General features: G+C 69.4%; 12 protein-coding genes. 3 read left to right on the top strand and 9 right to left on the bottom strand.

The window, feature by feature from the left end:
• Window positions 1-281 precede the first annotated feature (281 nt).
• Genes DMH03_RS22450 through DMH03_RS22465 form a run of 4 tightly spaced genes read right to left on the bottom strand, consistent with a single transcriptional unit; the run spans window position 282 to window position 3964 of the window.
• On the bottom strand, window positions 282-1364 hold the full coding sequence (locus DMH03_RS22450; protein ID WP_125793892.1) for a thiamine-monophosphate kinase: 1083 nt from the start codon (window positions 1362-1364) through the stop codon (window positions 282-284).
• Window positions 1348-1944, bottom strand: coding sequence for a dCTP deaminase (gene dcd / locus DMH03_RS22455; protein WP_125793893.1), 597 nt, complete (start codon window positions 1942-1944; stop codon window positions 1348-1350). The genes DMH03_RS22450 and dcd overlap by 17 nt, the downstream gene beginning before the upstream one ends.
• Window positions 1935-2684, bottom strand: a complete 750-nt coding sequence (locus DMH03_RS22460) for a hypothetical protein (RefSeq protein ID WP_125793894.1) — start codon at window positions 2682-2684, stop codon at window positions 1935-1937. The genes dcd and DMH03_RS22460 overlap by 10 nt, the downstream gene beginning before the upstream one ends.
• Window positions 2681-3964 carry a helix-turn-helix transcriptional regulator gene (locus DMH03_RS22465; protein WP_125793895.1) on the bottom strand — a complete coding sequence of 428 codons (1284 nt, stop codon included), beginning with the start codon at window positions 3962-3964 and terminating at the stop codon, window positions 2681-2683. Before DMH03_RS22465 ends, DMH03_RS22460 begins: the two co-directional genes overlap by 4 nt.
• A 363-nt stretch (window positions 3965-4327) precedes the next feature.
• Here DMH03_RS22465 and DMH03_RS22470 point away from each other — a divergent pair, with 363 nt between their 5' ends.
• Together DMH03_RS22470 and DMH03_RS22475 are read left to right on the top strand one after the other, a co-directional pair.
• Entirely contained in the window at window positions 4328-4660 is a 333-nt protein-coding gene (locus DMH03_RS22470; RefSeq protein ID WP_125793896.1) for a zinc finger-like domain-containing protein, read from the top strand.
• Window positions 4657-5316: a hypothetical protein gene (locus tag DMH03_RS22475; protein WP_125793897.1), complete on the top strand. Its 660-nt coding sequence runs from the start codon at window positions 4657-4659 to the stop codon at window positions 5314-5316. The genes DMH03_RS22470 and DMH03_RS22475 overlap by 4 nt, the downstream gene beginning before the upstream one ends.
• On the opposite strand, the gene DMH03_RS22480 is transcribed toward DMH03_RS22475, so the two are convergent.
• The 4 genes from DMH03_RS22480 to DMH03_RS22495 all read right to left on the bottom strand — a co-directional run bounded on the left by DMH03_RS22480 (window position 5210) and on the right by DMH03_RS22495 (window position 8383).
• Window positions 5210-5992 (bottom strand): trans-aconitate 2-methyltransferase, encoded by a 783-nt coding sequence (locus DMH03_RS22480; RefSeq protein WP_125793898.1) that lies wholly within the window; start codon window positions 5990-5992, stop codon window positions 5210-5212. The two genes, DMH03_RS22475 and DMH03_RS22480, sit on opposite strands and share 107 nt — an antisense overlap.
• Window positions 5989-7257 (bottom strand): RNA polymerase sigma factor, encoded by a 1269-nt coding sequence (locus DMH03_RS22485; RefSeq protein ID WP_125793899.1) that lies wholly within the window; start codon window positions 7255-7257, stop codon window positions 5989-5991. The genes DMH03_RS22480 and DMH03_RS22485 overlap by 4 nt, the downstream gene beginning before the upstream one ends.
• 2 nt (window positions 7258-7259) lie before the next feature.
• On the bottom strand, window positions 7260-7595 hold the full coding sequence (locus DMH03_RS22490) for a YciI family protein (RefSeq protein WP_125793900.1): 336 nt from the start codon (window positions 7593-7595) through the stop codon (window positions 7260-7262).
• A gap of 98 nt (window positions 7596-7693) precedes the next feature.
• Window positions 7694-8383 carry a DUF998 domain-containing protein gene (locus DMH03_RS22495; protein WP_125793901.1) on the bottom strand — a complete coding sequence of 230 codons (690 nt, stop codon included), beginning with the start codon at window positions 8381-8383 and terminating at the stop codon, window positions 7694-7696.
• Window positions 8384-8617: 234 nt separating this feature from the next.
• Between DMH03_RS22495 and DMH03_RS22500 the strand changes: the two genes are divergently transcribed.
• Window positions 8618-11098 carry a M14 family zinc carboxypeptidase gene (locus DMH03_RS22500; protein ID WP_233611585.1) on the top strand — a complete coding sequence of 827 codons (2481 nt, stop codon included), beginning with the start codon at window positions 8618-8620 and terminating at the stop codon, window positions 11096-11098.
• A gap of 321 nt (window positions 11099-11419) precedes the next feature.
• Here DMH03_RS22500 and DMH03_RS22505 read toward each other — a convergent pair whose 3' ends face one another.
• Window positions 11420-12499 carry a DnaJ domain-containing protein gene (locus tag DMH03_RS22505; protein ID WP_125793902.1) on the bottom strand — a complete coding sequence of 360 codons (1080 nt, stop codon included), beginning with the start codon at window positions 12497-12499 and terminating at the stop codon, window positions 11420-11422.
• Between the last annotated feature and the right edge of the window lie 73 nt (window positions 12500-12572).

Genomic DNA, 12572 nt, shown 5'->3' on the forward strand with positions numbered 1-12572 from the left:
GAACCGTGTTTCAGGTGCCTGCGGCGGATCGGAGCGCCGCCTTGAGCCTCGGCACTACAGCGACAGCGCGTGAAGGCCCCCTTCTCTCGGCTCAGCCGAGGGAACTCGACCTTCGCGCCAGCCCCAGTACATGAAGGACCCCATCCTTGCGCCCAGGTACAGGAAGGGGTCCTTCATGTACCTCGAACCTGGCATCACGCAAGAAGCGCCGCAGGCCACGCAGTAGGTACCTAAGAGGAGGCTCGCCAGAACCCGAATCGCCACTCACGACCCACTGGAGGTCAGCCAGCCCGCCTGCCGAGAACCTCGGTGATCAGCTTCGGCAGTTCGCCGCCGTGCCACGAACTGGGCGAGAACCGCTCCTGCGCGATTCCGTCCCAAGGCTCGCCGTCGTCCAGCGAAACGCCTTTCTCGCGGGGGACGAGGGTCCCGATCTCCTGCGCCGTGACGCCTTCCCCGGCAAGGGTCTTCTTGGCGAGCGCGACATCCTGTGGCCGCACGGCGACCACGAGCGTCCAGTCGCCCCAGGCCTGCGCGAGTTCGAACCGGCCGAGTCCCGACTGCTCGCAGACGTCGGCGGGCGCGTCGTCCAGCTGGACGTCCGTCGTGATGCGCGCGCCGAGACCGTTGGCGCCGCACAGGGTCCGCACGGTCGGGAAGAGGCCGTCGGAGACGTCCATCGCGGCACGTGCCAGTCCGGCCGTGGCGAGCGCCCTGCCGGCGGCCACCTGTGCCATCGGGCGGCACGCGCGTTCGCGGATGTCCGCGACGAGAGACTCGGGAAGCCGGGCCTGCTTTTCGACGAGCAACGCGTACGCCCACAGATAGCCGGGTGAACCGACCAGCAGCAGGCGGTCACCGGCTTCGGCGCCCGCGCGCCCGAGCCGTCCGCCGGGGACGCACCGGCCGATCGCCGTCGCGGTGAGCTGCCGGACCGGACCGTCCCGGAGATCTCCGCCGACGACCTTGGTCCCGTGGGCCTCGGTGCAGTCGTCGACGCCGTCGAGAAGCCGCCGGAATTCGCCCGCGGTGGTCGTCTTCGGCAGGGTGTAGTTGACGACCAGGCCGATGGGGGTGGCGCCCGCCGCCGCCAGATCGGACAGGTTGATCGTCGCCAGCAGCCAGCCGGCGTGATACGGATCCGTTTCCCCGAGGATGGTGACCAGCGGAGTGGGGCAGCTGTCGGTGGTGGCGACCAGTTCGCCGCGAAGCCCTTCCGGGGCGTCGAGGACGGCGCAGTCGTCACCGAATCCGTGGACACCGCCGTAGCGCGGCCGCAGGATGTGCTCGAGGATCGCGTGTTCGCCGAGGTCCCCGAGGCGGACGTCGTCGCCGACCGGCGAGATTTCAGTTACGCCCGACATGATCCGCCAATCGGGACGGGGCCACGTTGTGGTCGCTGGAATAGTTGTTCGGCATCGTGCCGTAGGGCTGCTCGCTGCCGGTGGAGGCGAACAGCATCAGGTTGCAGATCCGCGTTCCGGGGTGCAGGAGCACCGGATGCCGCAGGTGGTTCACGATCTCGAGAGTCAACACTGCCCCTGTCTCACTGCCGAAACCGGGGCTGACCTGACCGCACAGGACGACGCTGATGCCGAGCCGCGCGTAGTCGCTCGTGCCGTCGACGAGACCGGCGAGTTTCTCCGAAAGCCCGATCTTCTCCAGCGTCGGCGCGAGAACGACTTCGCCGGGCTCGACGGACAGCCTGCCTTCGGCGTCGAGTTCCTTCGGGCGGAGGTCCGGATACGTGTTCCGGTCGGCGATGTCGACGGTGCCGGTCGATTCCAGCGCGAACGCCTCGTGGCCGAGCCGCAGGCTGATCGCGGCGGGGCGGACGAGACCGGGCTCGAACGGGGTGATCGTCAGTTCCCCGTTCCGGTGCGCGCGTTTGATGGCCCGGTCGGTCAGGATCCCGCGGCGCGGGGCGGGCCAGGTCAACGGCACGACGTCACCGCTTTCGCGACGGCGCCGACCAGGACCCGGAAATCGGCCTCGGTCAGTTCGCCGTTGGGCTGGTCGTCGGTCTGGCCGGGCTCGCAGTACACGACGGTGGTGCCGGTGCGATGCGGGCCCTGGATCACCACCGTGGCGGTCAAGCCCGCCGCGATCGGGCGGACGGTGTGCACGATGGCGGTGTCGCACGAGTAGACGTCGCCACGCCGGACCCGCGGGGTCTTCTCCACTTCGAGCCGGGCTCCGCCGTCCGCGCGCAAGGCGGCCGGATTCGCCGGATCGGCGCCGTAGCGGTAGCGGTCGTACGCCATCCCGCCTTCGGTCGTTTCGCGGAATTCGACCATGTGCAGACCTTCGCCCGCGACGATCGTCGAGGCGAATTCCCACCTGTGGCTGTGCGGATTGGACTCGCCGCGGGACGGTTCCGCGGATTCCGGCCAGACGTGGAGCCGGATCCGGAAATCGGCGGAGGCGTGGAGCACCATTTTGGCGAATCCGTTGGGATGCCAGTAGGAACGCTTCGCCGCGGTGCGGACGGTTTCTTCGTCACCGAGGATTTCCTCGAGCCACGAAAGGAAGCTCTCGGGAGCGTCCTGGACCTGATGCGCGACCGTGCGCAGCCAGGCCAGGTCCGCGTCGCCGTGGCCGGGTCGCGTGCCGGTGACCTCATCGAGGAACGCGTGCGCGTCTGGCCGAACGGCGGTGAGGGTCGAGGGCGGGGTGTCGATCATGTAGTCGTTCCTGGAGGGCTGAGCGGGGGCGCCGCGGCGGCGAATGCGGCCGCGCGGAGCGCGGTGACTGCGTCCAAGGTCTGCCAGATGGGTAGGTCGCCGCTTCCCCAAGCCCAGAGCCCTTGATCGGCGTCGTAGCGCTCCCAAAGGGTTCCGAGCGCCCGGTTGAGCCGGGGGAGTGGCAGGAAGGGGGCGGTGGCGAGCGCTTGGACGACCCAGGCTGCGGTGAAGTGCCGGATGATGATCCGGGTGGTTCCTTCGCCGTCGGGGCGAGGCCTTTCGAGATCCTCGGCCACGCCATCGTCCGAATGGGACCGGTCGATGAGCCATTGTGTGGCTTCGTCGGCCGCCTCACGGACGTCGTTGCGATCTTCACGGCTGCACAGGACGTCCCGCAGAGCGACGACCGACCGCGCGGTGTGCACCACCGACGCCTCCGGGGCGACGAGCCCGGCCTCGTTCTTCTCGGGCCACAGGCGTGCGCCGTCGAAGTCGAGCCGGGCCGCCAGGAGGGCGTCGATCAGCCGGTCGGTCAGCGGGGCGTCCGGCCGCAGCCGGACCGCCGTGTGCAGCACGGCGGACAGCAGGTACGGACGGGTCCGGCTGTACGGGTCGAGCGACCCCTCAAGCTGGTCCAGCCCTTCGTCGGCGGACATCGTGCTGGTGCGGAACAGCGCGTCCACCACCGACGCGGTGGTCTCCGGCCGCTTGCCGCCCGCGCGACCACGCCAGCCGTGTTCCGCTTGCAACCGGTAGAGATCTTCGGCGAGCGTATGTAGGTCGATGTAGGGATCGCCTACCACCAGCATCGTGTTGATCCCGTACGCGGTGCTGAGGGCTTTCGGCCCGGTGTTCTTCTGCAGGTTGTGCCGCCAGCCCAGCGGCTTGCCATCGGCGTCACGGATCAGGCGCTCGGCGAGCTTCGCGCCGACGGTGTGGAAGACCTGCAGCAGGGAACGCGAGGTGTCGACGACGCCGGCGTCGCCGAGGACCGGTGGGGTGTGTTCGTGGGGTGAACGGGCCGTCTCCACCAGCGTGAACAGTGTGTTCGCGGCGCGGAAGTGATCGTCGAGCTGGCGGGCGTTGTGCGCCGACGGCAGGTATTTGCCGGTCTCCCACTGGGTCAGGTTCGCCCTGGTGACGCCGATGATCCTGGCGGTCTCCGCCTGCGTTTCCCCCGCGGCCTTGCGCAGCCGCCGCAGCTCTCGTCCGACACCCGACGCGGTAACGGTTTCCGCATCAGGGCTTACCGGCTCGCCTCCGGCCGATGTAGGCTTCATGTAGGCACTAGACACGGACTTACCTACCTTCGGTAGGCATGTAGGGGCGGTGACTGAACGTGCACACAACGGCGAGAGTACAGCAAGCTGATCGGACCGTGCTGGCGCGTGGGTCAACGTCTTGTCACAAGATGCGGAAACCGTGAAAGGGCCTGTTCTGCCTGGTCTTGGGGTACGTGAACGCACCTGACGGCCAGGGCCGGTACCACCCGGGCGCGACCGGAGAGCGGATGCTGACAGCCATCTGAATGTGACGCTGCGCATCCGAACCCGTTCGTGTCGCCTGTGGGCCACACGAATGCCGGAGTAGGCGTCGTGTGGGCCGACCCGAGTTCGCGCTTGGCTGCATCGGGGGTGAACCTCATGTCCCACCACGAGAACCACACGGCAGCGCCCCGATCTTGGTTCGACCGACTTCTCGAACGTTTCAACGAATGGCTCTTCGCGACCGACGAAGACGCTCGCGCGGCCGCTCGCGGCTGGCAGGTCTCCCGGGTGCCGGACAGCAGGCGCCGCGTCTACCGCGATCCCCGCTGGGACACCGTCCACGCGTGCGAACCCTGCGGGGGCACGGGGTGGTGGCCCTACGAGGACGCCGTTTGCCCGGACTGCGCCGGTGCCGGTGTCGTCCGCTCCATTCCCGCGGCGGCCGTGGCCGCCGAGCAAACCGCCGGACGGACAGGAGGAAGGTCATGAGCCGTTGGCAGGAACCCCAGGCGATCGCCGAGCTGGCCAGGGAGATCACGGTGGTCAGGAGGCCGAACCCGCTCACCGCGCTCTATCACTGGCGTTACGAGATCGGCGTGCTCCTCGTCCTCCCGTACGCGTTGTTCACCCTTTTCCAGGCGGTCGGCCCGATCTGGGGCGCGGTCGTGCTGTTCGGCGTCGCGAACTGGCTGTTCTACTGGCGCTCGGCGCGGCGATTCCTCCGCGACCGGCTTCGCTCGGTCGTCGTGCAGCACCGGCTGCGGACCGGCTTCGCCCGTGCCCGGGTGTGCACCCTCGACGGCAAGCTGCCGGTGATCCTGTGGACGAAACCGCGCGGTGACGAAGTCGAGGTCACGGTGTTCTGCCCGGCAGGAGTCGGCTACGAGCGCATCGAGCAGCGACGCGCTTTGCTCGCGGCGGCGTGCTTCGCCTCCGACGTCCACGTGTACCGCCATCACAAACGCGCCAACGTGGTGCACCTTTCGGTCTGCACCGCACGCTTGCGCAAGGCCGCCGAAGACACTGCAGAGGACGAGGTCAAACCCGATCTGCCGCCCGCGCGACGATATGCCGGGCAGTCGGACGGTGCCGCCATTCCCCTGCCGGGGACCTTCGCAGGAATTCCTCGCGCAGTTCGGCGATGAACTCTTCACCGCGCATGCTCGCCAGCGGCCGCATCGGCCCGGAGCGGGTGTGCGCGGTGAAGAACGCGTCCGCGTCGGGATGGACCATCGGGAACGACAACGGCTCATCCAGTTCGAGTGCGGCGCCCTTCAAGGCGGGTAGGAGCCGTTCTTCCCAGGAGCGGTCGCCCGCCGGGACGCGTTCCCGGAGGACGTCCGACAGCACGGTGAACGGCCCTCCCGGTTCGGTGCTGTGCGGCCAGTAGACGACCGAAAGCACTCCGCCGGGACGAAGCGCGCCGATCCAGGATCGGAGCGCGGCGTCGGGCTCGGGCAGTTGCTGGAGTCCGAAGACCGAGACGACCGCGGCGGCGGAGGCCGATTCGAGTTCCGAGGCGTCGCCCTCGACAACGCGTACGAGTGAGTTGCCCGCGGCCCGCGTCCGCGCTCGGGCTGCCATGCCCGCGGACAGATCGATGCCGACGATCTCGCGGCCGGGCAGATGTGCGGTGAGCACGTCGAGTTCCGGGAAGGTCCCGCAGCAGGGGACGAGAACGGGGCCGCCGGGCAGCTCCGCGGGAAGGGCCCGCACCGCGGCGGCGACCCACGGCGCGAACCGGGGGACGTAGTAGGCCTCGTATCCGTCGGCGGCTTCGTCCCAACCGCGTGCGACGCGGGCGAGGTGTTCGGCGGTCATCGTGCTGTCTCCGTCGGGTGTTCGAGTGCGGCAAGGCTTCGCCGCAGGTGCTCGCGTTCGGGTTCTGTCGGGGCGAGCCCGATCGCTTCGCGGTAGGCCGTGGCCGCCGCGTCGTGGCGGCCCAGCCGCTGCAGCAGGCCGGCCCGGGCGATGGCGAAGGGAGGGTAGCCGCGGAGCAGCGGTTCGCCGGTCAGTTCGTCGAGCAACGCGAGTCCCGCGGCCGGGCCGTCGCGAAGGGCGACGGCCACGGCACGGTTGAGCGCGACGACAGGGGACGGTGCCAAGGTCATCAGGACGTCGTAGAGCGCCACGATCTGCGGCCAGTCGGTGGTTTCGACGTCGGCCGCCTCGTCGTGCAGGGCCGCGATCGCGGCCTGCACCCCGTACGATCCTGGCGGGCCACCGGTCAGTGAGGCGACCACCAGGTCACCGCCCTCTTCGATCAGTTCCCGGTTCCACCGGCTCCGGTCCTGGTCCGCCAGGAGGACCGGTTCGCCGTCCGGCACGGTCCGGGCGTCCCGCCGGGCGTGGACGAGCAGCATCAGCGCGAGCAGCCCCGCCACCTCCTGATCGGCGGGCATCAGCCCGCGCAGGATGCGGCCGAGCCGGATCGCCTCCTCGGCGAGGTCGGCCCGTTGGAGACTCGCTCCCGAACTGGCCGCGTACCCCTCGGTGAAGATCGAGTACACCGCCTGCAGCACACCCGGCAGCCGCTCCGGTAGTTCGTCCGCGCCGGGAACACGGAACGGGATGCGGGCCTCGCTGATCTTCTTCTTCGCCCGCACGATCCGTTTCGCCATCGTCGGCACCGGGACGAGGAAGGCCCGTGCCACCTCCGGCGTGGTCAGCCCGGCGAGAAAGCGCAGGGTCAGCGCGCCCCGGTCCTCGACGGGCAGGGCGGGATGGGCGCAGGTGAAGAACAGCCTCAGCCGCTCGTCCGGCAGGCTGTCGCCGGCGTCCGCCGCGGGAGCGGGACCGGCCCGCTCCGCCTCCACCTGCAGGATCGCGAGTTTGGCGGCGTAGGCCTGATCCCGGCGCAGCCGGTCGACCGCCTTGCGTCGCGCGGTGGTCATCAGCCACGCACCCGGCCGCGGCGGGACACCGTCCACCGGCCAGCGCTCCAGCGCCGCTTCGATCGCCTCGGAAGTGACCTCTTCGGCCAGGTCCAGATCGCCGAAGCGGCGCACGAGCGCGGCCAGGAGCCTTCCCCGTTCTTCGCGGAACACCGCCTCCACCGACGCCATCCCGGGCCCCTGCCCGTCCATGATCAGACGCTGAAGTCGGCGACCGGGCGGATCACGACGGAGCCGTCCCGTGCGCCGGGGCACCGCGCCGCCCAGTCCAGCGCGGTGTCGAGGTCCGGCACGTCGATGACGTAGAAGCCGCCCAGTACCTCGCGGGTCTCGGCGTACGGCCCGTCGGTCACCGTCCGCTTCCCGTCGCGATCGACCTTCACCGTCGTCGCGGTGACGAGGTCGGCGAGCGACTCCCCGGATGACCAGATCCCGGCGTCCCTGACCTCTTTGTCGTAGACCGTCCACTCCTCGAAGGTGCACTGGGGCTCGGTGTCGGTCGCGGCTTGGATCAGCATCATGTACTTCACGGTGGTGCTCCCGTTCCGGTTTTCCGCGCGGCCTGCTTGCCGCACGACACCACTACGAGCGGGAGATCGTCAAATGGACACGGCGCCGGGAAAACCTTTCAGGACGCGGTCTCCAGCGCTTCGGCCTGCTCGGTCACCGGTGCGGTGACCACGCGGGCGGGGATGAGCAGCGACGCCAGCGCGATCAGCCCGGTCAGCGCCATCGCGCGTTCGACCAGCCCCAGCGGGATCGCCCGCCACCACGGCTCGCCGCCGTTCATCGAGACCACGATCGCCCCGAGGATCACCCCGAACCAGGCCAGCGCGGCCACCGCGAGCACCCGCGTCACCGCACGCCGCGCGGGCGAGGAGGCGAAGACGGCTTTCGCGGCGAACCACACGGCCAGCGGAAGGGCGACGAAGGCCACCACGCTCGCGATCCGGTGCACCGTCCCGCCGGTGCTCGGCCCGATCGCCCAGTTGTTCTTGGGGAACGCCACGATCACCACCAGGCTCACCGTCCAGAGCGCGCAGAACACCGAGGCCGCGGACAGGGCGGGAAGGTGCTTGCGGCGGATCAGCGCGCCGAAGCCGATCGCCGAGCCGAGCGCGACCAGCAGGACCGCGACGTCGAAGATCCACTTGTGCTCGCTCAGCGCGTATTCGCTGATGGTGCGGCGGATCGGGCTGATGTCGCTGGTGGCGGGGAGGACCTGCAGCAGCAGGATCAGCAGCGCTCCGCCGGCGACCGAGACCACGGCGGCCAGCAGTGCCAGCGGTGACCGGGCGGTGACCTGGGGCGTCGTCATGGTTGAACGGTAACCATCCAACCTGAAGGTTTTCTTAGGCTTTCCTGTCGAAATCGACAGGGAAGTCCCTCTTGGGGCGCGTGTGCGAGTGATCGTTCCGGCACGGTCGGTGAGATCGTTGGGCCGAAAGGGGTGCAGACGACTTGTGGCGGGTCCCTCGGACGGGGTCCCGGGTCTAGGGTCTCGCTACCGGTGACCTCACCCGGTCACCGGACTGTCCAAGGAGGTCAGTCTGTGGGGTATTCACCAAACCGGCGAAGAGCGGGATGGACGGCGGCGACCCTGGTGCTCGCCGGCACCTTCGTGGCACTTCCGTCGGCCACGACGGCAGGGGCCGCGGACAACGTGGTGCGGACCAATCAGGCCGTGCCGCGTTCCTGTTTCGCCGCGCTGCAGAAGCCGGGTACCTCCGGCACCGATCGGCGCGAGTTCACGTCCACAGTAGACGGTCTGCTGCAGGCGCGGATCGCGCCTCGTGGCGGCGGTGAGGGCGACTGGGACCTCGCGGTCTTCGACAAGGCCACCGGCGCCGTGGTCGCCGCGTCGGCCGCGTTGCGCAGCCACGAGCTCGCCGAAGGTTTCGTGAAGAAGGACCAGAAGCTGGTCGTGCAGACCTGCCGGTACGCCGGGCAGACCCGCGACGCGCTGCTGGGCGTCGACTTCCTCGCCCTCACGCCGACCGGGGCCCCGGCCGCGCCGCAGCGTGCCGAACTGGTCCGGGTCGAGACGCCCGCCAAGCAGGACAAGGACAAGCTCCTCCGGCTCGGGCTGGACGTCACCGAGAAGGCCGACGCCACCGGCGTCGAGGTCGTCCTCGCCAACGACGCCGACCGCAAGACGCTGGCCGACAACGGCTTCAAGTCGAAGGTGATCGAGCCTGATCTTTCCGGCAAGTCGATCCGGAACGCCAAGGCCGACAGTGAGTACGACGCCAAGACGCAGGCCTCGGCGTTGCCGTCCGGGCGCACGAGCTACCGGCACCTCTACGACTACCAGTTCGAGGTCAAGGAACTGGCCCGCAAGAACCCCAAGCTCGTCACGGCGTTCACGCTGCCGCAGCCGACCTGGGAAGGCCGCGACGTCATCGCCCTCGAGATCGCGACCGACGTCAAGAACATCGCCGACGGCAAACCCGTCAACTTCACCATGGGCGTGCACCACGCCCGGGAGTGGCCCGCCGGCGAACACGCCATGGAATGGGCCCACGAACTGGTCAAGGGCTACACCGGCACCAACGCCGAACTCCGCGGCCTGGTCGGCCGGACCCGCAACATCATCGTGCCGATCGTCAACCCCGACGGCTTCGAAATCTCCCGTGAGGCCGAGCCCAAGGGCGACTTCTCGCGGTTCGACTACGAGATGAAGCGCAAGAACTGCAACGTCAACGACTCGCCAAAGGAGTTCGCGACCGGCGTCTGCAAGGCCAACCCCGCCGGCCGTGAACGCGGCACCGACCCGAACCGCAACTACGCGGGCTTCTGGGGCGGCGCCGGCGCGTCGACCCTGTGGCGCAGCGACACCTTCCGCGGTGCGGGCCCGTTCTCCGAGCCGGAGACGCAGAACATCCGCTCGATCGTGTCGAACCGCCAGGTGACCAACCTGATCACGCTGCACACCTACTCCAACCTGGTGCTGCGTGTCCCGGGTGTCGCCGCCGTCCGCCCGCCGCTCGACGAGCCGGCGTACAAGGCGCTCGGTGACAAGATGGCCTCGCGCAACGGATACACCAGCCAGCCGTCGTGGGCGCTCTACGACACGACCGGTTCGACCGAGGACTGGTCGTACTGGGCCACCGGTGGCTGGGGCTTCACGTTCGAGGTCGGGCCCAACGAGTTCCACCCGCCGTTCGCCGACGGTGTCGTCGCCGAGTACACCGGTGTCGCCCCCGCCGCGGGCGCGGGCAAGGGCGGCAACCGTGCGGCGTTCGTCGACATGCTGGCCAACACCGCGGACCCGGCGGCGCATTCGACGCTGATCGGTACCGCGCCGAAGGGCTACCAGCTGAAGCTGCACAAGACCTTCCAGACGCCGACCTCGCCGGTGGTGCAGCCGGACGGCTCGACGAAGCCGCCGATCTACGTGACCGACAACCTGAACTCGTCGCTGGCCTCGACCGGTGGCCGGTTCGCGTGGTCGGTCAACCCGTCGACCCGGCCCTACGTCGCGGGCCGCTACGGCCGCGAGCCGCAGGGTCCGGCGCAGCCCGCGATCCAGGCCGTCAACCCGGCCGGGGTCCCGGCGATCAACACGAACTACCCGGCCGACCCGGCTTCGGAGAGCTTCACGTTCCACGTGGACGGGCTCCCCAAGGTCGACAACGGGAAGTTCAGTGTCGACGTCAAGTGGGCCAGCCAGGACACCGACTGGGACCTGTACGTCTTCGACGCCGCGGGCAACATGGTGTCGTCGTCGGCGAACGGTTCGACCACGGAAGAGCACGCGATCCTGTACGACCCGCCCGCCGGGGACTACACGGCCGTGCTGGTCAACTACGCGCAGGCGAATCCGTCCACTGTGGACGACTGGTCCGGCGGTGTGTCGTTCCAGTCGCCGATCCCGCCGACCTACGGCCCCAAGGAGGCGTACCAGCTGACCTGTACGTCGCCGAAGGGCAAGCTCGTCGGATTGGCGGACGTCTACATCGACCGCGGCCAGACGGTCGACGTCGGTGAGGTCTGCACCCGTTCCGCGCGGGCCAAGAAGGAGCGCGGCTAACCGAAAGACTCGTGAGGATGAGCGGGCGGCTCCTTCAGCGATTCCGCTGGCCCGGCGCCGAGCTCTTATGTCGTGAAGGGCCCCTTTGAGACGTTCATCGTCTCAAAGGGGCCCTTCACGACATCCCCACGGACCGCGACCACTCGCGTGAGCGCCTGAGTGGAGTCCTTCACGGACTCGCGATACCGGCTCACCCGCCGTAGGCACCTAAGGCAACCTTGGCTCTAAGCCTCCTTGCCACTCGCGAAACCACATCGGGGGTAGCGAGGGGCTCCTTCACTACCCTCAGGGTAGGTAAGGAGGCTTTCGCGGGCCCGCTCCCTAAACGGTGCCGACGACCCGGTCCCGCACCAGGCGCATCGTCGCTGTGTCCACAGTGGACGGCTCCGCCGCCAGCCAGCCGCCGATCTCGTGCAGGAACTGCTCGGGTGTCATCGGCGGCGCGGGGGAGGGGTCCTCGCGATCCGTGGTGATCTCGCCGGTCCGGCTCGGGTACACGATCATCGCGCCGCGCAACGCGACGCCCGGCAGGATCCGCCGGTATTCGGCGAGGCTTTCGGTCAGTCTGCTCCCGCCGCCGCGGAAGGCGCGGCCGTTGCGCAGCAGGCGATCGTCGTCATCGGTTTCGTAGTGTCCCGGCAGCCACAGTTTCGATTCGACGAGCACGAGCCGCTTTCCGCACAGCACCGCGTGGTCGACGTCGGCGAACACCGAGTCCGGCCACGAGAGGCCGTGGAAGATCCGCGCGCCGGGCAGCCGGGTCAGGTAGCGCTCCAGCAGATCGGCGGTGAGGCGTTCGGCGAGCTCGTCGGTCTCGGTGCCGGGGGTGCCGAAGACGCGTTTCCCGCCGAATTCGGCGGCGAACCGGTTCTTGGCGCGGGAAGCGGCGAGATAGCCGCGCGCGAGCCGTTGCACCAGCAGTGCGGTCCCGGCGGTCAGGATCAGCCAGACGATGAGCGTGGGGGCCGTGAATCCGACGCCGGTCAGCACCGGGAGCAGCACCAGCACCATCCCGCCGACCGCCGCGACGACCGGGGTGTGCCCGGGGCCGCGCCGCCGTCCGTGGCGCACGCGGCCGTCCTGTGCGGCGAATTCCCACCATTCGAGGTCTTCCGGATCGATCACGACCGGCTCGGGCTCGTAGCCCGGTTCTTCGCCGAAGCGACGCCGCGGCCGCGGCCGGATCGGGACGCGCACGGAGCGCCCGCCCGCGTCGTAGCCCGCGCGCCGCATCGGATCGCTGAGCGTGTCGTAGGCCTCGCGGACCAGCTGGAACGTGAGCGCGGAACCCCCGGTGTCCGGGTGATGTGACTTCGCCAGCCGCCGGTACGCGGTCTTGATCTCGTTGACCGAGGCGGCCTTGCCCACGCCGAGCACCTCGTAGTAGTCGACATCGGGCACGGGCGGGTCACCTCCAAAGGGCCGGGCCGCAACAATATTCGGCCGCCGCCGGTCACCCGCAACCACCTCCGCG

This window comes from Amycolatopsis sp. WAC 01376 (assembly GCF_003947415.1).
GTDB lineage: Bacteria > Actinomycetota > Actinomycetes > Mycobacteriales > Pseudonocardiaceae > Amycolatopsis.

Bases quoted from the DNA above. Each gene is read 5' to 3' on its own strand.
- DMH03_RS22485 (WP_125793899.1), bottom strand. From the start codon at position 7,257: ATGGACGGGCAGGGGCCCGGGATGGCGTCGGTGGAGGCGGTGTTCCGC.
- DMH03_RS22470 (WP_125793896.1), top strand. From the start codon at position 4,328: ATGTCCCACCACGAGAACCACACGGCAGCGCCCCGATCTTGGTTCGAC.
- DMH03_RS22450 (WP_125793892.1), bottom strand. From the start codon at position 1,364: ATGTCGGGCGTAACTGAAATCTCGCCGGTCGGCGACGACGTCCGCCTC.
- DMH03_RS22465 (WP_125793895.1), bottom strand. From the start codon at position 3,964: ATGAAGCCTACATCGGCCGGAGGCGAGCCGGTAAGCCCTGATGCGGAA.
- DMH03_RS22475 (WP_125793897.1), top strand. From the start codon at position 4,657: ATGAGCCGTTGGCAGGAACCCCAGGCGATCGCCGAGCTGGCCAGGGAG.
- DMH03_RS22460 (WP_125793894.1), bottom strand. From the start codon at position 2,684: ATGATCGACACCCCGCCCTCGACCCTCACCGCCGTTCGGCCAGACGCG.
- DMH03_RS22480 (WP_125793898.1), bottom strand. From the start codon at position 5,992: ATGACCGCCGAACACCTCGCCCGCGTCGCACGCGGTTGGGACGAAGCC.
- DMH03_RS22495 (WP_125793901.1), bottom strand. From the start codon at position 8,383: ATGACGACGCCCCAGGTCACCGCCCGGTCACCGCTGGCACTGCTGGCC.